Source organism: Streptomyces sp. NPDC048507, assembly GCF_043199995.1.
Lineage (GTDB): Bacteria > Actinomycetota > Actinomycetes > Streptomycetales > Streptomycetaceae > Streptomyces.
Window position 1 is genome coordinate 103,004 of sequence record NZ_JBICWZ010000016.1, and the last position, 19,556, is coordinate 122,559.

Annotated in this window: 18 protein-coding genes; 7 read left to right on the top strand and 11 right to left on the bottom strand. The window is 72.2% G+C overall.

Going from position 1 to position 19,556, the window contains the following annotated elements:
- Window positions 1-54: 54 nt before the first annotated feature.
- Window positions 55-537, top strand: a complete 483-nt coding sequence (locus tag ACGFXC_RS31300) for a GNAT family N-acetyltransferase (protein ID WP_393718251.1) — start codon at window positions 55-57, stop codon at window positions 535-537.
- A gap of 6 nt (window positions 538-543) precedes the next feature.
- Here ACGFXC_RS31300 and ACGFXC_RS31305 read toward each other — a convergent pair whose 3' ends face one another.
- Together ACGFXC_RS31305 and ACGFXC_RS31310 are read right to left on the bottom strand one after the other, a co-directional pair.
- Window positions 544-1,527 carry an AraC family transcriptional regulator gene (locus ACGFXC_RS31305; protein ID WP_393718252.1) on the bottom strand — a complete coding sequence of 328 codons (984 nt, stop codon included), beginning with the start codon at window positions 1,525-1,527 and terminating at the stop codon, window positions 544-546.
- A gap of 113 nt (window positions 1,528-1,640) precedes the next feature.
- Entirely contained in the window at window positions 1,641-2,513 is an 873-nt protein-coding gene (locus tag ACGFXC_RS31310) for an NAD(P)H-binding protein (protein WP_393718253.1), read from the bottom strand.
- Between the two features lie 174 nt (window positions 2,514-2,687).
- Between ACGFXC_RS31310 and ACGFXC_RS31315 the strand changes: the two genes are divergently transcribed.
- Window positions 2,688-3,233, top strand: a complete 546-nt coding sequence (locus ACGFXC_RS31315; RefSeq protein WP_393718254.1) for a flavoprotein — start codon at window positions 2,688-2,690, stop codon at window positions 3,231-3,233.
- A gap of 41 nt (window positions 3,234-3,274) precedes the next feature.
- Here ACGFXC_RS31315 and ACGFXC_RS31320 read toward each other — a convergent pair whose 3' ends face one another.
- From ACGFXC_RS31320 to ACGFXC_RS31350, 7 genes are all read right to left on the bottom strand, one after another.
- On the bottom strand, window positions 3,275-3,781 hold the full coding sequence (locus ACGFXC_RS31320; RefSeq protein WP_393718255.1) for a DinB family protein: 507 nt from the start codon (window positions 3,779-3,781) through the stop codon (window positions 3,275-3,277).
- Between the two features lie 42 nt (window positions 3,782-3,823).
- A complete protein-coding gene (locus ACGFXC_RS31325) occupies window positions 3,824-5,011 on the bottom strand; it encodes an epoxide hydrolase family protein (RefSeq protein WP_393718256.1) in 1,188 nt (395 codons plus the stop codon).
- Between the two features lie 47 nt (window positions 5,012-5,058).
- On the bottom strand, window positions 5,059-5,880 hold the full coding sequence (locus tag ACGFXC_RS31330) for a BTAD domain-containing putative transcriptional regulator (RefSeq protein ID WP_393718257.1): 822 nt from the start codon (window positions 5,878-5,880) through the stop codon (window positions 5,059-5,061).
- A 129-nt stretch (window positions 5,881-6,009) separates the two neighbouring features.
- Window positions 6,010-6,717 (bottom strand): ScbR family autoregulator-binding transcription factor, encoded by a 708-nt coding sequence (locus ACGFXC_RS31335; RefSeq protein ID WP_393718258.1) that lies wholly within the window; start codon window positions 6,715-6,717, stop codon window positions 6,010-6,012.
- An 89-nt stretch (window positions 6,718-6,806) separates the two neighbouring features.
- On the bottom strand, window positions 6,807-7,667 hold the full coding sequence (locus tag ACGFXC_RS31340; protein ID WP_393718259.1) for a BTAD domain-containing putative transcriptional regulator: 861 nt from the start codon (window positions 7,665-7,667) through the stop codon (window positions 6,807-6,809).
- A 230-nt stretch (window positions 7,668-7,897) separates the two neighbouring features.
- Window positions 7,898-8,488 (bottom strand): ScbR family autoregulator-binding transcription factor, encoded by a 591-nt coding sequence (locus ACGFXC_RS31345; RefSeq protein WP_393718260.1) that lies wholly within the window; start codon window positions 8,486-8,488, stop codon window positions 7,898-7,900.
- A 676-nt stretch (window positions 8,489-9,164) separates the two neighbouring features.
- A complete protein-coding gene (locus ACGFXC_RS31350) occupies window positions 9,165-10,412 on the bottom strand; it encodes a cation:proton antiporter (RefSeq protein ID WP_393718261.1) in 1,248 nt (415 codons plus the stop codon).
- Window positions 10,413-10,766: 354 nt separating this feature from the next.
- Between ACGFXC_RS31350 and ACGFXC_RS31355 the strand changes: the two genes are divergently transcribed.
- The 5 genes from ACGFXC_RS31355 (at window position 10,767) to tpg (ending at window position 16,568) form a co-directional block, all read left to right on the top strand.
- On the top strand, window positions 10,767-11,438 hold the full coding sequence (locus ACGFXC_RS31355; protein WP_393718262.1) for a ScbR family autoregulator-binding transcription factor: 672 nt from the start codon (window positions 10,767-10,769) through the stop codon (window positions 11,436-11,438).
- A 159-nt stretch (window positions 11,439-11,597) separates the two neighbouring features.
- On the top strand, window positions 11,598-12,860 hold the full coding sequence (locus tag ACGFXC_RS31360) for a ParA family protein (protein WP_393718263.1): 1,263 nt from the start codon (window positions 11,598-11,600) through the stop codon (window positions 12,858-12,860).
- Window positions 12,857-13,768 carry a ParB/RepB/Spo0J family partition protein gene (locus ACGFXC_RS31365; RefSeq protein WP_393718264.1) on the top strand — a complete coding sequence of 304 codons (912 nt, stop codon included), beginning with the start codon at window positions 12,857-12,859 and terminating at the stop codon, window positions 13,766-13,768. Before ACGFXC_RS31360 ends, ACGFXC_RS31365 begins: the two co-directional genes overlap by 4 nt.
- Window positions 13,769-13,922: 154 nt before the next feature.
- Complete coding sequence (gene tap, locus ACGFXC_RS31370; protein ID WP_393718269.1) at window positions 13,923-16,001, top strand: telomere-associated protein Tap; 2,079 nt, start codon at window positions 13,923-13,925, stop codon at window positions 15,999-16,001.
- 9 nt (window positions 16,002-16,010) lie between these two features.
- Window positions 16,011-16,568: a telomere-protecting terminal protein Tpg gene (gene tpg / locus ACGFXC_RS31375; protein WP_393718265.1), complete on the top strand. Its 558-nt coding sequence runs from the start codon at window positions 16,011-16,013 to the stop codon at window positions 16,566-16,568.
- A 109-nt stretch (window positions 16,569-16,677) separates the two neighbouring features.
- Here the strand turns inward: tpg and ACGFXC_RS31380 are convergent, their stop codons facing one another.
- Both ACGFXC_RS31380 and ACGFXC_RS31385 read right to left on the bottom strand, forming a co-directional pair.
- A complete protein-coding gene (locus ACGFXC_RS31380) occupies window positions 16,678-17,151 on the bottom strand; it encodes a MarR family transcriptional regulator (RefSeq protein WP_267092197.1) in 474 nt (157 codons plus the stop codon).
- The gene (locus ACGFXC_RS31385; RefSeq protein ID WP_351822586.1) at window positions 17,148-17,864 is read right to left on the bottom strand and encodes a hypothetical protein; all 717 of its coding nucleotides are present in this window, start codon (window positions 17,862-17,864) and stop codon (window positions 17,148-17,150) included. Before ACGFXC_RS31385 ends, ACGFXC_RS31380 begins: the two co-directional genes overlap by 4 nt.
- Window positions 17,865-19,556: the final 1,692 nt, after the last annotated feature.

The following is a 19,556-nucleotide window of genomic DNA, read 5'->3' on the forward strand; positions in this document are numbered from 1 at the left end:
GGGAGAGGGGAATCCACCGGGAGGGCCGGGCTGGGCGACTGAGATGCTTTGCGCATGATCAGTTCTTCGCTCCGTCTGGTGCCGGTCACCCCGGACAACTTCGCCGCGGTGTGTGCCGTACGGGTGCACCCGCGCCAGGAGCACCTCGTCTCCCCCGTCCAGAAGTCCCTCGCCGAGGCCTACGTCCACGGCGAGACCGCCTGGCCGCGGGCCCTGGTGGACGGGGACGAGGTCGTCGGCTTCGTGATGGCCTTCCTCGACATCGTCTGGGACCCGTCGAAGGACCCGGAGCACCGCCGCAGCGGCCTGTGGCGCCTGAACATCGCGGCGGCCCACCAGGGCAAGGGCTACGGCCGCTTCGCCGTGGGGGCCGTCCTCGACGAGCTCCGCGCGCGCGGCGCCGGGCGGGCGTACGTCTGCTGGGACACCGGCGAGGGCACTCCCGAGCCCTTCTACGCGGGCTTCGGCTTCCGCCGCACCGGCGAGTTCAGCGGCGACCAGCCCGTCGGCGTGCTCGACCTGGCCCCGGCCCGCTGAGCGCGGTCAGGCCAGTACGACCGTGCCCGGGGTCCCGGCGCCCTCCGGCCGGGCCCCCGCCCGGAACTGCTGCGGGCTGACCCCGCGCACCCGCTTGAAGGCCGTCGACAGCGCGAACGCGCTCCCGTAGCCGACCCGTCGGGCCACCGTCGCCACCGTGGTGTCGCCCTCGCGCAGCAGGTCGGCCGCGAGGGCGAGCCGCCAGCCCGTCAGGTAGGCCACGGGCGGCTCCCCGACGAGCTCCGTGAAGCGGCGGGCCAGCGCGGCCCGCGACACCCCCGCCCGGCGGGCGAGTTCCGCGACGGTCCAGCCGTGCGCCGGGTCCGCGTGCAGCAGCCCCAGGGCCACCCCGACGACGGGATCGCCCTGGGCCCGGTGCCAGGCCGGGGCGCCTGGGCCCGGAGCTGCGAGCCAGGCCCGCAGGACGCCGATCAGCAGCAGGTCCAGCAGCCGGTCCAGTACGAGTTCCTGCCCCGGCTCGTCCCGGCCCGTCTCGGAGGCCAGCAGGCCGACCAGGGTGGCGTCGGCGGCCCCCGCCGGGCGGACCAGCACCGCCGGCAGCGTCCCCAGCAGCCGCCGCCCGACCTCGCTCGGCGCCTGGTAGGTGCCGCTCAGCACCACCGACGCGCCGGGCTCCTCGTGGTCGGCGCCCCAGGTCCGCACCCCCAGGGACAGGGCGTCGGTGACGTCCTCGCCGGACTCCGTACTGCACCGCTGGTCCGGGCCGATCGTGATCCACGGCCCCCGGGCGTCCGGGCTGTCGGCGAACGCGTACGGCACGGGTCCCCGTACGACCGCCACGTCGCCCGGCCCGATCCGGGCCGGCTCCCCGCCGTCCGGCAGCAGCCAGCCCGAGCCCCGCACCAGCGCGATCACCGACAGCGGCGCCCGGTCCTCGACCCGCAACGACCAGGGCGGGTTGAGGACGGACTTGAGCAGGTGCGCGCCCCGCGCCTTCGGCCCGTCCAGCAGCCCGGTGAGCATGTCCATCGCCCCATCCTCCCTCCCGCTCCGCCCCCGCCGCGCCCCCCCGGGCCGGCCTAGGCCGTCTCTTCCGGATCGTGCCTGACCCGCGCCGACCGGCAAGATCCGGAAGAGACGGCCTAGACGTCCCACGCGCCGCTCGCCGCCGCCGCGCGGGCGTAGTCGGCGAAGTCCTTCGGCTCCCGCCCCAGCACCTGCCGCACCCCATCGGCCAGATGCGCGTTGCGCCCGTCCAGGATCACCGTGAACAGCTCCACGAGCTCCTCCGGCAGACCGTTCTCGCGCAGCACCCCCCGGTAGTCCCCCGCGGACACCGGTACGTACGCGATCTCGCGCCCGGTCGCCTTCGACAGCTCGGCGGCGACCTCGTCCAGGCCCAGCAGGCGCGGCCCGGTCAGCTCGTACGTCCGCCCGGCGTGCCCGTCGCCGGTGAGCGCGGCCACCACGACGTCGGCGATGTCGTCGGCGTCGACGAAGGGCTCGACGGCGTCCGCGACCGGCAGGGCCAGCTCCCCGGCCCGTACGGAGTCCACGAACAGGGACTCGTCGAAGTTCTGGTTGAACCAGCTGGCGCGGACCACGGTCCACTCGGCGCCCGGCACCTTCAGCCGCTCCTCGCAGAGCCGGGCGGCCTCCTCGCCGCGACCGGACAGCAGCACCAGCCTGCGCGCCCCCGCGGCCACCGCCGCCTCGGCCAGGGCGCCGATCAGGTCGGGGGCGCCGGGGACGGAGAGGTCGGGCTGGAAGGTCACGTACACCCGGTCCGTCCCCGCCAGCGCGGCCGCCCACCCCGCGGGCTCGTCCCAGTCGAAGGCCGGCTCACCGGCGCGCGATCCGACCCGCACCGGCCGCCCCTGCCGGCGCAGCCGCTCCACGACGCGCCGCCCGGTCTTGCCGCGCCCCCCGATCACCAGGGTGCCCTTCTCCCCGCCCACCGCGCTCCCGTGGCCCGCCGTGTTCCCGTCGCCCGTCACGTTCTCGTTGTTCGTCATGGACCCCAGTCAAGCTCCGCCGGCGAAGACGCGACATCGCCGAGAAGCTCGTCCGCATGCGCGAGCGTCCAGCCGCGCCCGCCGCCCGGATCCGGCGGACCGCGACCACGTGCACTTCAGGGACCAAGATCACGTCAGGCTGAACCGGCGCTCGAAATGTGATCACATGACCGTATGACGAGGACTCTCTACCTGCTCTGCTCCGCCGCCCCGCCCGTCTTCGACGTGGCCCACGTGATCGAGGACGCCCAGTCGCGCGGCTGGGACGTGTGCCTCGGACTGACCCCGGCGGCGGCGCAGTGGGTGTCCGGGAGCCTCGACGGGCTCGCCGCCCTGACCGGCAACCCGGTGCGCTGGCAGTACAAGATGCCCGGGGAGGCGGACGCGTGGCCGCCCGCCGACGCGCTGCTCTTCGCCCCGGCCACCTTCAACTCGGTCAACGCCTGGGCCCTCGGCCTCACCGACCGCCTCGTCGTCGGCATCGCCGCCGAGGCCCTCGGCAAGGGCGTCCCGGTCGTCGCCGTGCCGTGCACCAACACCGCCCTCGCCGCGCACCCGCAGTTCGAGCAGTCGCTGACCGTGCTGCGCGCCGCCGGCGCCGGAGTCCTCTTCGGCGAGGGCGGTTTCGTGCCCGGCCCGCCCGGCGTCGACGTCCCGCCGCACTTCCCGTGGCAGGCCGCCCTGGACGCCGTGGACAGCGCCGTCACCCCACAGGCCTGACCCCGCGAGCCCCGACCCCGCGGGCCCCGGCTCCCCGCCGCCTACTCCCCCGTCGCCCCGTCCAGCGCCTCGCGCAGCAGGTCGGCGTGCCCGTTGTGCCGGGCGTACTCCTCGATCATGTGGGCCAGCACGTAGCGCAGGGAATACTCCTGGTCCTCGTATCGGCCCCGTACGTCGAGGGACCCGGCGGCCTCCACGACGGCCCGCGACCGCGCGCAGGTGTCCTGCCAGATCCGGAACGACCCGGCCACGTCCGCGTCGTCGACGTGGAACTCCGTCCATTCACCGGCCTCGTTCCGCGGGAAGTAGCCGCGCACGTCCTCGCCGCCCACCACGTTGCGGAACCAGCCGCGCTCGACCTCGGCCAGGTGCCGCACCAGCCCGAGCAGGCTCAGCCCGGACGGCGTCACGGCCCTGCGCCGCAGCTGCTCGTCCGTGAGGCCCGCGCACTTCATCATCAGGGTGTCGCGCTGGCGCTCCAGGAGGCTGGTGAGGGTGGCGCGCTCGTCACCGTCCAGGACGGCGGGGGTCCGCTGTTCGCTCTTCATCGCGCGATGATCACATCAACGACACCGCCCCCACCGGCCGTTTCACATCCCGGACGGGCGGCGCAGCTCGCGGAAGAACTCCCGGATGTCCCCCACCAGCAGCTCCGGCACCTCCATCGCCGGGAAGTGCCCGCCCCGGTCGTACGAGGTCCAGCGGACCACGGAGTCGGTGCGCGCGGCGACGTGCCGCAGCGGGATGAAGTTGTCCCGGGGGAAGTCGGCCAGGGCGGTCGGTGTCGTCGACACCTCGGGCGGCCGCCCGTGGTGGTCGGCGTGGGCGCGCTCGTAGTAGATGCGGGCCGCGGAACCGGCGGTGCCGGTCAGCCAGTACAGCATCACGTTGGTCAGCAGCTGGTCCCGGTCGACCGGGCACCGCGGGTCCGCCCACTCGGCGAACTTCTCCCCGATCCAGGCCAGCAGCCCGGCGGGCGAGTCGTTCAGCCCGTACGCGAGGGTCTGCGGCCGGGTCGCCTGGATGTCCGCGTAGCCCTGCCGTTCGCGCGCCCACACCCGGTACCGCTCCCAGGAGGCCAGCGTCCGCTCCCGCTCGGCCGGGCTCAGCGCGGCCAGTTCGGCCTCGCCGGGCTCGGCGGTGGCCCCCGCCCCGGGCAGCAGGTTCAGGTGCACGCCGATGACCCGCCCGGGCAGCAGCCGGCCCAGCTCCCGCGAGACCGCCGCGCCCCAGTCGCCGCCCTGCACCCCGTATGTTGCGTACCCGAGGCGCTCCATCAGCACCCCGAAGGCCCGCGCGACCCGCTTGAACTCCCAGCCGGTCGAGGTGGTCGGCCCCGACAGGCCGAAGCCGGGGATGCTCGGCAGTACGAGGTGGAAGGCGTCGGCGGGGTCCCCGCCGTGCGCCCGCGGATCCGTCAGCGGGCCCGCGACCTGCTGGAACTCCACGAAGGACCCCGGCCAGCCGTGCGTCATCAGCAGCGGTGTGGCGTCCGGTTCGGGCGAGCGCAGGTGCGCGAAGTGCACTCGGGCCCCGTCGATGAGGGTGGTGAACTGCGGCCACCGGTTCAGCCGGGCTTCGGCGGCCCGCCAGTCGTACTCCTCGCGCCAGTAACGCACGAGTTCCCGCATCTCGCCGAGCGGCATCCCGTAGGCCCGCCCGACCCCGTCGAGCTCATCGGGCCACCGCACCCGGCGCAGCCGCCCGTCGAGGTCGTCGAGGTCCTCCCGCGCCACGTCGAGGCGGAAGGGCTCCAGCTGGCCACCGAGATCGTCCATGCCCCCCAGCCTGCCAGCCCCGGCCGCTCCGGCCCGGGGCCGGGGGGTCAGGCCGCGTAGAGGTCGAAGGTCGAACCGCGCTTGGGACCGGCCGCGACGTCCAGCGCCGGGTCCACCGTGAGCATCGCCTGGTGCAGCCGCCTCAGCTGCGGTGACGGTTCGACGCCGAGCTCCCCGACCAGCCGGCCGCGCAGCCGCCGGAACACGTCCAGGGCCGTGGCCTGCCGTCCGGACCGGTACAGCGCCACCATCAGCTGGGAGTGCAGCCCCTCGTGCTGCGGGTGACGAGCGGTCAGTTCGGTGAGTTCGGCGAGCAGTTCGGTGTGCCGTCCGAGCCGCAGGTCGACGTCGATGCGCCGCTCCACCGCCACCAGCCGGCTGGCCTCCAGCCGCAGCACCTCGATCTCCAGGACCGGCCCCACCCGTACGTCGACCAGCGCGGGCCCCCGCCACAGTGCGAGCGCCTCGCGCAACAGGTCGGCCGAGGCCCGGTCGTCGCCCGCCTCGAAGGCGCTCTGCCCGCGGGCGATGAGGCTCCCGTACGCGTTCACGTCGACGGTTTCCGGCGGCACCTGGAGCAGGTACCCGCCGTGCCGCGTCGTGAGCACCTCCTTCGCCCCGCCCGGCCGGCCCGGCCCCATGGCGGTGCCGAGTCTGCGGCGGAGCTGGAGGATGTACGTCTGCAGGGTGGTCAGCGCGCTGGCGGGCAGGTCCTGGCCCCAGATCTCCTCCATGAGGGTGGGCACCGGCATCACCTGCCCGGGGTGCAGCGCGAGGAGCGCGAGGAGCTGCCGCGGCTTGGCCGCCGTCGGCACGATCGAGTCCCCGTCGACCTCGGCACTCAGCGGACCCAGAACCTGGATCTTCACGGTCTCTCCCCCTTCGTGGTTCGTCGAATCGCACCGATAGCGGCGGGCGCCCGACCGGAGCCCGCTTCGCACACTCTGACCCGCACCGGTGCCGCCCGGCCGGACCCGCACTCCGCGCGGAACGCGGACCTACACCCCGCTGCCGAGGAATTCGTATCCGCGCACACCGTCCGCCCCGGCCTCGCCGTCGGCGTCCGTGCGGTACTCGCCCGCCCGTGCCCGGCCGACCAGGCTCGGCAGCAGCAGCCCCCACAGGGCGGCCACCTTGCGCCGCAGTTCCCGGTACGACAGCCCGGTCCCCGACAGCACTTCGATCCCGCAGACCGCCGCCGCCACCAGGGCTTCGGCGCTCTCCCACCGCTCGGCGGCCGACTGTCCGTCCCCGGCGCCGCGGGCCATCGCGTCCAGCGGCAGCTCCCCGGTGTCCCGCGCCAGGCGCAGCAGGTCGGAGACCGCCGCGAGCCAGGCCTCCTGGAAGTCCATCTGCGCCGACTGCTGCCCGGCGCACTCCTTGGTGATCCGGAAGCTCGCCGGGATCGCCGGCTCCTCGTGCAGCGTCCGCGCCAGCCAGTGGGTGGCGTCGATCAGCGCCTGCAAGGGCGAGGCCCCGCTCTCGTTCAGCCCGCGCACCGCTTCGCGCAACAGACCGCAGCCGCGCCGCTGCACGGCCTCCGCGAGCTCGTCCTTGGAGGCGAAGTGGAAGTACAGCGCCCCCTTCGTCACCCCGGCCGCGCCCGCGATCTCGCCGAGCGTGGCGTTGGCGTATCCGCTGCGGTGGAACAACTCGGCCCCGGCGAAGACCAACCGCCTACGGGTCCGCTCCGACCTCTCCTGCACCGCTCCGTCTCCTTCCGCCCCCGCTCCGACCCCGACCCCGCACCCGCACCGCTCCCGGCCGACCGCCCGGCACCCGCCGGGCCGCCGGCTCAGGCCCGTACGAGCCGGTCCGCCCGCGGACCCGTTCCGGCCACCGCGGGGAGCGCCGCCTTGCCGGCCGCCGCGTTCTCCGGACCGGCCATCAGGATCGAGCGCTGCAGCCGGCGCAGCGCGGCGGACGGCTCCAGCCCGAGGTCCCGCACGAGCGTGGCGCGCAGCCGCTGGTACACGTCCAGGGCCTCGCCGCGCCGCCCGGACCGGTGCAGGGCGATCATGAACTGACCGTGCAGGTTCTCGTGCGTGCGGTACCGGCTCACCAGCACGGTGAGTTCCGCGAGCAGCTCCCGGTGCCGCCCCAGCTTCAGGTCGGCCTCGATGCGCTGGTCGAGCGCGCACAGCCGGATCTCCTCCAGCCGCCGCGTCTCCATGTCCAGCTGCACGCCGCCGTGCACGTCGGCGAAGGCGGGCCCGGACCACAGCGCCAGCGCCTCGCGCAGCCGCTGCGCGGCGTCGGGGAAGTCCCCGGCGTCCATGGCGCGGTAGCCGAGGGCCGCCAGGCGGTCGAACTCCTTCACGTCGCTCGTGCCGCCGCCGCTGTTGAGCAGGTAGCCGCCGGGCAGCGTGACGAGCACGTCCTTGGCGGTCCGCACCGCGTCACCTTCCGCGGCGTCGCCGCCCTCCAGCGCGGTGGCGATCAGCGCGCGCAGCTGGAGTACGTACGTCTGCAGCGTCGTACGGGCACTGCGCGGCGGTACCGCTCCCCACAGCTCCTCGATCAGTGCCGACACCGGCACGACCTGGTCGGCATGGAGGGCCAGGAGCGCCAGGACCTGCCGGGGCTTGGGGGCGGTGGGCGTGATGGAGATCCCGTTCTCCCGCACGGCGAGTGCGCCCAGTACATCGATGTCCACGTCGTACTCCCCTGTCCTTGGATGAGTCGCAAGAGTCAGTAGAAAACAGGCCGGACGGTTTGTCAATACCAAACCGGACATGCTGTTTTGAGGTCCTTCAGGATCTTGGCGCTCTCCAAAGAAACCGCACTGACCTGCCCTTTTATGCGCAACGCGCGCACCGGTGGCAGCTCGGAGGCCTTCGGTCGCCGCGCAACAGGGGTCATATAACACCCTTGCGGGCCCGATAATCAAACCATCCAGTCTGTTTCCTGTTCGGCAGGGGCGATCCCCGGAAGGAGCACCGACCAGATCCGGGTGAGGGCATGCGGCGCCTCCCCCTCGGGTCCGACGGGCTCCAGCGTCCCCAGCCCCACCGTCACGGCCACCACCAGCCGCGCGGCGTCCGGTACCGACACCCCTTCGGCCAGCAGCCCTTCGCGCGCCGCCGCGCCGAGCGCCTCCTCGGCCCAGCGCCACCACTGCGTCCGCAGGTCCACCGGGCTGCGGTGGGCGACGTCGCCGCCCAGCACGAACCCGGCCCGCACGAGCACCTCGTCGCCGACCGACGCCACCAGCGCGTACGAGGATGCGACCAGCGCCCGCAACGGATCTCCCCCCGCCCCGGTGATCCCCCGCACCACCTCGGCGGCCCGCTCCTCGACGGCCCGCGCGAGGGCGTCCTTGCCGTCGAAGTGGAAGTGCAGCGCACCGGAGGTCACCCCGGCCCGTTCGCTGATCGCGGCGACCGAGGCGACGGTGAAACCCTCCTCCGCGAACACCTCCGCGGCCGCGCGCACCAGAGATTCCCGCGTACGTTGCGCACGCTCCTGCTTGACCATGGGGGCTCCGTGGTTCGCCCCAGACAGGGGTACGGGATCATCGCGGCAACGGTCGGCGCCCCCGCCGGAGGACCGGCGGACTTCCACCGGAGACCCCCCGAACAACCGGTACGAACCACCCAGTACGCCCCCCACCGTCCAGCCCCGGTCCACGGAGTGGCCACCCGCGCCCACCACCGTCGCCCGCCCGCCGGCACCACGGCCCGCCGTACGAGAGAAACCGCGCCCGCCCACAAGGGGTCCGCCCGGCCCGGCCGCCCCGTGACGAGCGCCCCCGAACCACCCCTCGCAGCCCGACCCGCACGCCCCCAGTGCCCCGGCCTCCGGACCTACCCGACCCCGTCGGGGTTCACCCACCCCGCCGAACACGCACCACACCCTGCAGCGCGACGTCGCACCGACATCCCAATCGAGAACCCGGCAACCCGACCCCCGGAACCACGCCCGGCCCCGCCGCCGGGCACCATCCGGCACACCGACCCTGCGAACCCCAGCCCCACACGCCCGCCCCACCCCGTCCGAACGACAGGCGGACCGTCCAGACGACCGGGGCCCTCTTCACCCGGCCACCGGGCGAGCCCGAGCGGACCGGCCCCGCACGGCGGCGGCCCACCGTCGCCCCGCCCACACACCGAGGGCCGGCCCCCACCTCAACCGGCCCGCCACCACACCCCCCTCACCGCACGCGCCCCCGCCCCGCCCCACCCCCGGAGCCCGTCCCCCGCGCGGCCAGCGCCCCGGCCACCGGACCCGTCACCGCCGTCGTCACCAGGGCCATCAGCACGAGGACCGTGAACAGTTCCACGCCGATCACCCCCAGCTCCAGCCCCACGTTGAGCACGACCAGCTCCGTCACCCCCCGGCAGTTCATCAGCGCCCCCAGCAACACGGCGTCCCGACCGCTCCGCCCCACCGCCAGCGCGGCAGCCGTCGCCGCACCCCCCTTCGCCACGACGGCCACCACCAGCACCACCCCCGCCCACAGCCAGGCCCCGGCACCGCCCGCACCCAACGCCCCCACGTCGGTCCGCAGCCCGCTCCCCACGAAGAACAGCGGGAGCAGCACCGGCACCGCGAAGTCCCGCATCCGCCCCGCCGCCCGCTCGACCTCCTTCACCCCCCGCGGCAGCACCGCCCCGAAGACGAAGGCCCCGAACAGCGCGTGCACCCCCAGACCATCGGTGACGTACGCCGCCAGACACAGCCCCCCGAACAGCCCGCCCCCCGACCACCGCCACCCCGCCCCCACTCCCGTCCGCACCCCACCGAGCAACGGCCGCACCCCCCACCACATCACCGCCAGGAACGCCCCGGCCGACGCGGCCCGCCCCAGCCCGGCCCACGCCCCGCCTCCCCCGGCCACGGCGACGACCACCGCCAGCAGGCACCAGGCCACGACGTCCACCACCGCCGCGCTCGCCATCGCCAGCGCACCCACCGGCGTCCCGTACAGCCCCTGTTCGGTGAGGATCCGGGCCAGTACGGGAAAGGCGGTCACGCTCAGCGCGACCGCCACGAACAACCCGAACTCCCTCCGGCCCACCCCCTCCGGCGCGAAGGGACCGTACAGCCCGAGCGCCAACAACCCCCCGAACCCCAGCGGCACCCACACGCTCGCCTGGCTCACCGCCACCACCGCGCGCCCCTGCCCCCGCAGCAGCCCGAGATCCAGCTCCAGCCCCACCAGGAACATGAAGATGACGAGCCCGAGGTCCCCCAACGCCCCGAGGTACGGCAGGACCTCCCCCGGCAGCAGCCACCGCTGCCCCTCCGGCCACAACCACCCCAGCAGCGAGGGCCCGAGCAGGGCACCCACGGCGATCTCCCCGACCACGGCCGGCTGCCGGAGCCCGCGCGCCACCGCCCCGCCCGCGCCACACGCGAGCACCACCACCGCCAAGGCGACCAGCACCGCACCCGACACGGCCCCACCCTGCCCCGGGCCCCGCCCCCCGGAAACGGACCCCACCCCGACTACAGAAGGTCCCGCCCCCGCCGTTAACGCCGTTAACGCCGTTAACGCCGTTAACGCCGTTAACGCCTCCCCACCCCCCCACCATTAACGGCGTTAACGCCGTTAAGACCCCACCCCACCAAAAAGTAACAACGCAAAAGCCGCACACCAGCCCATACAGCCTCTTCAACCTCCCATAAACCTACTGGTCGACTGGTTTTCTTTCCCCCAACCCCACTACATTGACCCCGCACCACCCACCACCCCCCACCCACCACCCCCACCGACCACCAAACACTCAGCACCGGAACGGGAGAAACGCACGTGGCGAGGGTCAGGCAAGAACGGGCCGAGATCACCCGACAGGCGATCCTCGACGGCGCGGCCATCGCCTTCGACCACGCCGGGTTCGGCGGCACCAGCCTCAGCGACGTCGTCAAACACGCCGGAGTCACCAAGGGCGCCCTGTACTTCCACTTCCAGTCCAAGGAATCCCTCGCCCGCACCCTGATCGACGAGCAGTTCCAGATCTCCGAGGGCGTCCCCAGCCTCGAAGAGGACCCGGGCCTCCAGACGGTCATCGACCTCACCCACCGGATGGCGGCGGGGCTGCGCTCCAACGTCCGCGTCCGCGCCGGGATCCGCCTGGTCATCGAGTTCGGCTCGTTCACGCACCCGGACCCGTCCCCGTACAACACCTGGATCGACACCTGCGTCCACTGCCTGACGCCGGCCCAGGTACGCGGTGACCTCCTGCCCTCCCTCGACGTGCACGACCTGTCGACCTTCCTCGTCGGCTCGTTCACCGGAATCCAGGTCACCTCGCACGTCCGCACCGGCCGCGACGACCTGCACTGCCGGATCACGGATCTGTGGCACTACCTCCTCCCGGGCATCGTGCCCGCGCGGCGCACCCCCTTCTTCGACCCCGCGGGCTCCAGCACCTGCCGGACCGAACTCGGCCTGAACACCGCCCTCCCCGTCACCACCGGCTGACGGGACCTCACGACAGGGCGGTCTCGTGCACGTCGTGGCGAACCACGGGGGTGCTCGCCACGACGTGCACGAGGCCGCCCTGTCCCTCCAAGCCATTTCGTTAGCAAAACCCAAGCGTGGCGCCCACGAGCACCCAGGAACGTTAGTAAAGTCCCTCTCATGACTTCGCCCTCGTCCCAGAGCGACCGAGAGAAGGTCGTCTCCAAGCTCCCCCCGTGGCTCCGCCAGGAACTGAAGATCCGCACCGCCCAACTGCGGGTCGACATCCAGGACGCCGTCCACCAGGGCATCGCCCAATGGAGCGCCCTCGCCTCCGCGCCCTCCCCCGTCGACACCTCCGGCGCCGAGTCCTTCTCGACGTGGCTCCCGGCCGGCCAGTGGGAGTCCTTCCGCACCGACGCCAAGGACCGCGGCGTCTCCCTCATCCAGGGTCTCGCGCAAGCGGTCCGTCTCTGGCTGGAGTTGAACCCGGCCCCCACCGTCAAGCGGCCCTCCGTGGTCCGCCGCATCGTCGTGTGCAACCAGAAGGGCGGCGTCGGCAAGACCGCCATCACCGCCGGTACCGCCGAGGCCCTCGCGGAGGACCCGTCCTCCCTGCACCCGGTCCGCATCGCCCGCCAACTGGCCCGCCTCAACCCGGCCGCCGACGCCGGCGAGCACCCCCACCCGCCCGTCACCCCGCTGGACCTGGAAGACCTCCCGGGCCTCGGTATGCGCGTCCTGCTCGTCGACTTCGACCCGCAGGGCCACCTCACCAAGCAGCTGGGGCAGCAGCCGCTCCCCATCGGCGGCGACAGCCTCACCTGTCACATGGCCGGCGAAGCCAAGGGACCGCTCTCCGACCTGATCGTCTCCATCCCGGACGACCGCTTCGGCGACCGCCTCCACATCCTTCCCGCCTGCACGGACGCCTTCCTCCTCGACGTCCGCCTCTCCACGGTCCGCGCCCGCGAGGCCGCCCTGGAACGCGCCCTCTCCCCCGTCGAGTCCGACTACGACGTCATCCTCATCGACTGCCCGCCCAGCCTCGGCCTCAGCATGGACGCCGCGATCTACTACGGCCGCCGCCGCGACGCCGAGCAGCCGGGCGCCTCCGGCGCGCTGATCGTCGTCCAGGCCGAGGACTCCTCCGCCGACGCGTACGACCTGCTCACCTCCCAGATCAACGATCTGCGCGACGACCTCAGCCTCGACATCGACTACCTCGGCCTCGTCGTGAACCTCTACGACGGCCGCCGCGGCTACATCGCCACATCGTCCCTCCAGGCCTGGATGGACATAAAGGATCCCCGCGTGGTGGCGATCGTCCCCGACCTCAAGGAACAGCGCGAAGCGGTCCGCGTGAAGCAGCCGCTCTTCGTCTACGCACCCAAGGGCGACCAGGCCGTGGCCCTGCGCGCCCTCGCAAGGGAGATCTCATGAGCAAGGCCGACAAGCTCGGGGTATCGGCTTCCTTCGCCCGCGCCCAGCCGGTCGGCGTGAGCTCCCGCCGCGCCGCCATCGCCGAGGCCACGGGCGCCCCGACCTCCGGGGTCGTCCCCCCGTCCGAGGTGCCCATCGAGGCCCTCGCCCACAATCCCTTCAACCTCCGCGAAGATCTCACGGACCTCGACGAGCTCGCCGAGTCCCTGACCGTACGCGGCCAGCTCCAGCCCCTCGCGGTCGCGACCCGAATGGCCTTCATGGAGGCGCACCCCGGCGCGACCGACGGCCTGGGCCGGGCCCCGTACGTGGTCATCGACGGGAACCGGCGGCTCGCGGCCGCCCACCTCGCGGGGCTGAAGACCATCCAGATCCACGTCAACGACGCCCTCTCCGCATCGGCGGCGGACATCCTCGAATCGGCGCTCATCGCGAACGTCCACCGGGTCGACGTGGCCCCCATGGACCAGGCGCGCGCCCTCCAGGAACTCGTCGACGTCCACGGTTCACAGGCACAGGTCGCCAAGCGGATCGGGAAGACGGCGGCCTGGGTCTCCCAGCGGCTGACCCTGCTCAACCTCACGCCCTCCCTCCAGGAGAAGGTGGAGACGGGCGAGCTGAAGGTCGAGCCGGCCCGCCGCATCGGCCGCCTCCCCCAAGAGGCCCAGGCCGCGGCCGCGGACGAGAGCATCAGCACGCCCAACCCGCCCCGCCAACGCACCCGACCGGCCCCCCCGACCGTTAACGGCGTTAACGCCGTTAACGCCGAACCGGCCCCCGCCACCGCCCCCACCCCCCGCATCACGATCTCCACCCACTCCCCGGAGACCATCGCGGACGCCCTGACCGCCCACCTCACCCCGGACGACCTCAAGGCCGTCACCGAGCTCCTCATGAACCGCATCTGACACCGCACACGCCGGGGGCGCTGACCGGAACCACCGGCAACGCCCCCGCGTGCCGTTAACGGCGTTAACGCCGTTAACGCCGACCCGCGTGCGTTCCATGTGCGTTCAACAGTGCGTTTCACGTAGGCTGCCGCCGGAGGTACCCATGAGCGAGATGAACGAGCAGACCACCCTCTTCGCAGCGGTCGACGCCCTGCTCGAAGAAGCCGCGACCCAGGACCCGCTGCCCAGCCCCGACGAACGCCGGCGCCTGCGCGAGGCCGGCGGCCTGAGCCAGGACCAAGTGGCCAAGGCCCTGTCCGTCCGCCGCGAGACGGTCACCTCCTGGGAGACGGGCCGCACCGCCCCCCGCCCCCCCAAGCGCGCGGCGTACGCCCGCCTCCTGGAAGGCCTCTCCTCCCTCCACCCCACCCCGGAGCCTCCGACCGTTAACGCCGTTAACGCGCCCCGCACCCACCCCCCCACCTCCCCCACCTCCCCCACCTCCCCCACCTCCCCCACCTCCCCCACCTCCCCCGCTTCCCCTCCCAAGCCACCCAAGAGGCGGCCCTCCCTCCCCCTCTCCGGCAACGGCCCCCTGGCCGTCCTGGACGGCACAGGCCACGCCCACGCCGCCGGGGGCCTGCTCCTCCCCCACCCCACCTCCGACCTCCCCGCCCTCATCACCTGGGCCCTCGGCCCGGACGCCGACCTCCGCGCCCCCCGCCTCCACCGCAACGGCAAGGACGGCGACCCCCTCCTCGTCCTCACGCCCGCCGCCTGCGAAGCCCTCGGCCTCCCCCTCGCGCTCGAAGACCGCCGCGCCCTGCGCCTCCCGGACAACCACCCGGTGATCAAGCAGCTCACGAAGGCCAAGTGGCAACTGACCCGCCGCGGCTTCGGCCCCTGGGCCCGCGTCTACCGCCCGGCCTCCCCCACCACCGGCCGCCAGTGCGTCCAGCTCGCCGTCCTCCCCTGGGGCGCCCTCGACGCCCGCGCCTGGGGCGAGGACACCCCGGACCTCCCGGCCCCCGAACTCGCCGAGCTGCTCACCACGTACGCCGCCCGCGTCCTCACCCCCCGCGGCTCCACCGCCGTCACGGGTCTGGAACTGATGACGGCCCTACGTCCGCCCACCCGCGCCGCGCGCAACCCGCAGACCAACGCCTGGGAGTCCGCCCCGGTCCCCGGCTCCCTCACCCGCCCGGTCGACCCGGCCCCTCCGGAGGCCCCCGACGAGCACCCGGTGGTCGCGTCCCTCTACCCCCGCTCCCACCAGCGCACCCCGGACCAGGTCCTCGACGAGGAGGCCTACGACTGGATCCGCGACCCGGAACTCCTCACGGACGCGGAGTGCGCCGCCACCCACGCCGTCGGCATCGACGTGAACATGGCCTTCGCCGCCGCCGCCAACCGCCTCGTCGTCGGCATCGGCCCCGCCACCCACACCGCGGACCACCCCCGCTTCGACCCGAAGACCCCCGGCTGCTGGCTGGCCGACCTCTCCGCCGTCCCCCACGACCCCCGCCTCCCCAGCCCCTTCACCCCCCACGGCAAACCGCCCACCGGCCCCGCCTGGTACGCCACCCCGACCCTGGCCTACGCCCAGGAGCTCGGCCACGACGTCCGCCCCACCGAGGCCTGGATCCGCCACGACCACGCCCCCTACCTCGACGCGTGGTACACCCGCCTCCGGGACGCCTACATGGCCACCATGGCCGACCTGGGCGTCACCCCCGCCCTCCCCGAGCCCGAGTTCCTCCGGGCCATGGCCACCCACAAACAAGAGGATCCGCTCGCCACCGCGGTCCTCTCGGCGATCAAGTCCACCGTCAAGGGCGGCATCGGCAAGCTCCGCGAACGCCCCCAGGGCGCCGCCTACCGCCCCGGCGAACCCTGGCCCGCACTCGAACGCCCCACCTGGCGCCCCGACATCCGCGCGGCCGTCATCTCCACGGCCCGCGTCAACATGCACCGCAAGATGCTCAAGCTCTCCACCACGGCCGGACTCCACCCCATCGCGGTCCTCTCCGACTGCGCGGTCTACCTCTCCCCCGGCCCGAGCCCCCTGGACCTCCTCCCCCGCACCCCGGACGGCAAGCCCCTACCGGGCGGCTTCCGCCTCGGTGTCAGCCCCGGCATGGTCAAGCACGAAGGCACCCAGCCCCTCCTCTGGGCGGTCGGCATGCTCGACGAAGGCCTCAACCCCGCCCGCCACATCAAGGGCCACGACGCAGCCGCAGACGGCGAGTAACCACACACCATGACCGACGACATCTCCGACGGCCTCACCAAGGCCGACGAACAGCACTTCACCCGCCCGATCCCCAAGTCGGCGGGCGCCCAGATGCGCTTCCTGGTCAAGCAGCTCAAGTCCACCCGCGAAGCCGCGCGCGCCCTCGGCATCTCCCAACGCACGGTGGAGCGCTACGTCAAGAACCAGATCAAGCGGCCCAAGCCCGAACTGGCCGCCCGCCTGGCGACGGAGGTACGCCGACGCTGGCAGCCCCTGGTCCGCAAGCGCGCCCGCGACCAGGCGGCCCGCACCACCGGACTGGTCATCGAGACCCGCGCCCGCTTCGGCTTCACCGCCGCCCCCGGCACCACCGACGACGGCCGCATGCGCCGCATCACCCAGCACCTCCCCCCGGAGTACGCGCAACGCCTCTTCGCCGCCCAGGAATCCGGCGCCACCGAAGCCCAGCTCCGGCACATCACGGCCGAAGCCCTCCAGGAGATCTACTTCAAGGACAACGGCGCCCGGGCCACGAGCCTGTTGGTCGAATTCACCGACATCGACTACGCCGACTTCGCCTTCTGACGAAGCCTCCCAGCGCCCCCACAGCCCCTCCCCACACAAAGAGGGCCCCGGGATACCCCGGGGCCCTCCCGCACTCTCAAAACCCCCTCAGAAGCCGTTCCCAGGCCCCTCATCCAACCGCGTGCAAGGTCCTCCGCCGCTTGGACTCCGCAGCCTTCTTCGCGGCGGCCTGCGCGGCCCGCTTCTTGCGCTGCTCGGCGAGCTGGTCCTGATACTCCGCCACCGCCTGGTGGTAGCTGGCGACATACCCGCGGGCGTCCAGCCGCTCCTCGGCAGGCATCTCGTTCACCGCGGCGACGGCGTCCTCGAAGGAGTTGTACCCGGCCAGCATCGGGTTGATCTGGTAGACCCCGTTCCTGACCTTCCGCACGAGCTTCGCGAGCTCCAGGCTCCGCAGCGCCGCGTTGACGCTCGGCCGGCTGAGCTCCAGCATCCCACCGATGGTGGCCTGATCGATGAGGATCCGCCCCCCGGGCTCACTCAGCGAACGCAGCTTCAGCAGCACGCGGTACGCCGCCGGCGGAAGGTCCAGGTCGGAGAGAAGCCCGTCGGCGTTGACCGCAGCGAATCGCAAGGTGCTCACTGAGCTGTCCCTTCTTCCTTACGCTGCGCCCGGCTCAGCCGGCGCGCAGCGCGCTCCTTGGACCGTTCGGCCCGCAGTTCCTCGATTGCCTGCCGCATGTGGTCCAGCGACGGGAAGCGCACCAGGTCGGGCAGGCTCGTGTCGCTGCGAATCTGCGAGATGGTGCTGTGCTGCTCCACCTTCACGAACTCACCCGCCGTCTCCGTGCCCGGAATGAACTCCGCCACCCGGTAACTGTAAGGCGGGTTGAACTGGTACACACCCCGCCGCACCTTGAAGACGATCCCATGGGACATGACACTGTGCAGTGCCTCCGAGGTCTTTGTCCGGCTGACGTCCAGGATCGTAGCCATCTCCTCCTGAGTAAGCGGAATCCGCCCCCCCGCCCGCTGGCACGCGATCAGCAACAGGATGAGCCTCAAGGGCAAGGCTTCCCTGAAGTACTGGGCGATCACCAGAAAAAACTCAAGGCTGTCCATCGAAAACGCATTTGGCTGACTCTGCGTCCCGTAGAACTCCAGCGGCTTGCGCTCGCCGTCCAGGGTGAGCTTCCGGCTGGGGTACCGCTTCGCGAGGCTGTCCAGATCCTTGACCGGAGCCAGCGGCTGACTCCAGGCCGAGATCGCGTCATCAACCGGGAGATCAGGACGCGGCGCGCGCGACGGACTCGGCCGGCGGCGCTGTGGCTCTGATGACACGAGGATGCTCTCCACTTCGTTGATCTGCAGAGAGAGTATGTCAACAAGGGTGACACTAATGTCACGCTCGTTGACGTTCGGCGTGTCTTGTGTCCCCCCAGGAGGGACACATCTCGGCCACGGCGTCTTTCCGCCCCCTCCTCGGCCCCGCGCCCAACCTCACCCTCCCCTCACCCAGTTCAAGGACGTATCTCCGCAAGAACGTCAGCCTCCCCGACGTTTTAGCCCAAAAAGCGTCAGCCCCACTGACGTTTTGCCGTCGATGTGTCCCCCTAGCAGCGACACATCGACCGAGTTATGTCCCTCCTGAGGGGACATAACTTTCCCCCTGCACCCCCGCTGACCTGCGACAACGCATATCCGTACCTTCTATAGGCCGTCAGCTGCCGCGCTCAACGCAGCCAACGCCTTCCCGAACGCCTCAGACTCCCGCCTCCCCGACCCCGGACCTTTCAACCCCGACAGACCCCTGGCCCGGACACCCTGTCCATAACCACGCAGAATCTGACTCATTCCTATCTCTATCCACGCATCACTTTGAATCACGCCCTCACCCCCCATTAACGCCGTTAACACCTTCCAGCACCTCTCAAGTCACTTCAGACTCCACATCAACTACCACCCCACAAACCTCAACCCACAAACCCCTTTCGCCACTCCAGCCCCAAGCACGACACAACCCGGTTTCCCCTCAAGTACAGACGAACTTCAACCCCTCAACCAAGAGTCACCCTCAGTTGAAGGTCCTCTTGTGAGAGCAAACCGGAGGACAAACCAAGGCCGAGTCCAACCCCTGCCCTCCCCCGGGCCCGAACACAAAAGGCCGGATCTGTCCGAGCTCTACTGAGCCCAGCAAGGCTGTAGTTGTCCCCAGCCAAGCAAAGAACCCCCAACCCCAGGGGCCAGCCCTTGTCCCGAAGCGGCCCAGACCCAAACACAACCAGGCCGGCCTTGACAGCAACACGGAACAGTCCTGGCTGCGGCGAAGCGAAGGACCTCAAAACCAAAAGCCTCGCCTTGAACTGCGAAGCAACCACCAGCCCAGCGCAGCGAGGCCGGATTCTGGTCCGCAGCGAAGCTGAGGACACCCCGGCCGAAGGCCTGGCTCTAGTCCGCGGAGCGGCCCTGCACGGAGCGCAGCGAGGCGGGGTTTTCGTCCGCAGCGAAGCGGAGGACACCCTCGCCGAAAGCGAGGCCCTGGGCCGCGAAGCGGACCGCCGCCGAGCACAGCGAGGCGGGCCTTTCCTCCGTAGCGAAGCGGAGGACACCCTCGCCGAAAGCGAGGCCCTGGGCCGCGAAGCGGCCCACCGCCGAGCGCAGCGAAGCAGGCTCCCTTCCCAAGCGCGCAGCGCTTGGGTTCCCGCTCCGAAGGAGCGGCTCTGGTCCGCGGAGCGGACACCCGCCCAGCGGGCGGAGCGGGCCTGTCGTCCGTAGCGAAGCGGAGGACACCCCTCGCCGAAGGCGAGGCCTTGGTCCGCGAAGCGGACCGCCGCCGAGCGCAGCGAGGCGGGTCTTTCGTCCGCAGCGAAGCGGAGGACGCCTAGGCCGAAGGCCAGGCTCTAGGCCGCGAAGCGGCCCGGCCGCCGAGCGCAGCGAGGCGGGCTCCCTTCCCCAGCGCGCAGCGCTGGGGGTCCCGCTCCGAAGAGTCCGCTCTCCTCCGCGAAGCCGACCTTCGCCCAGCGCCCGCCGCGGGCCCAACCTCCCAAG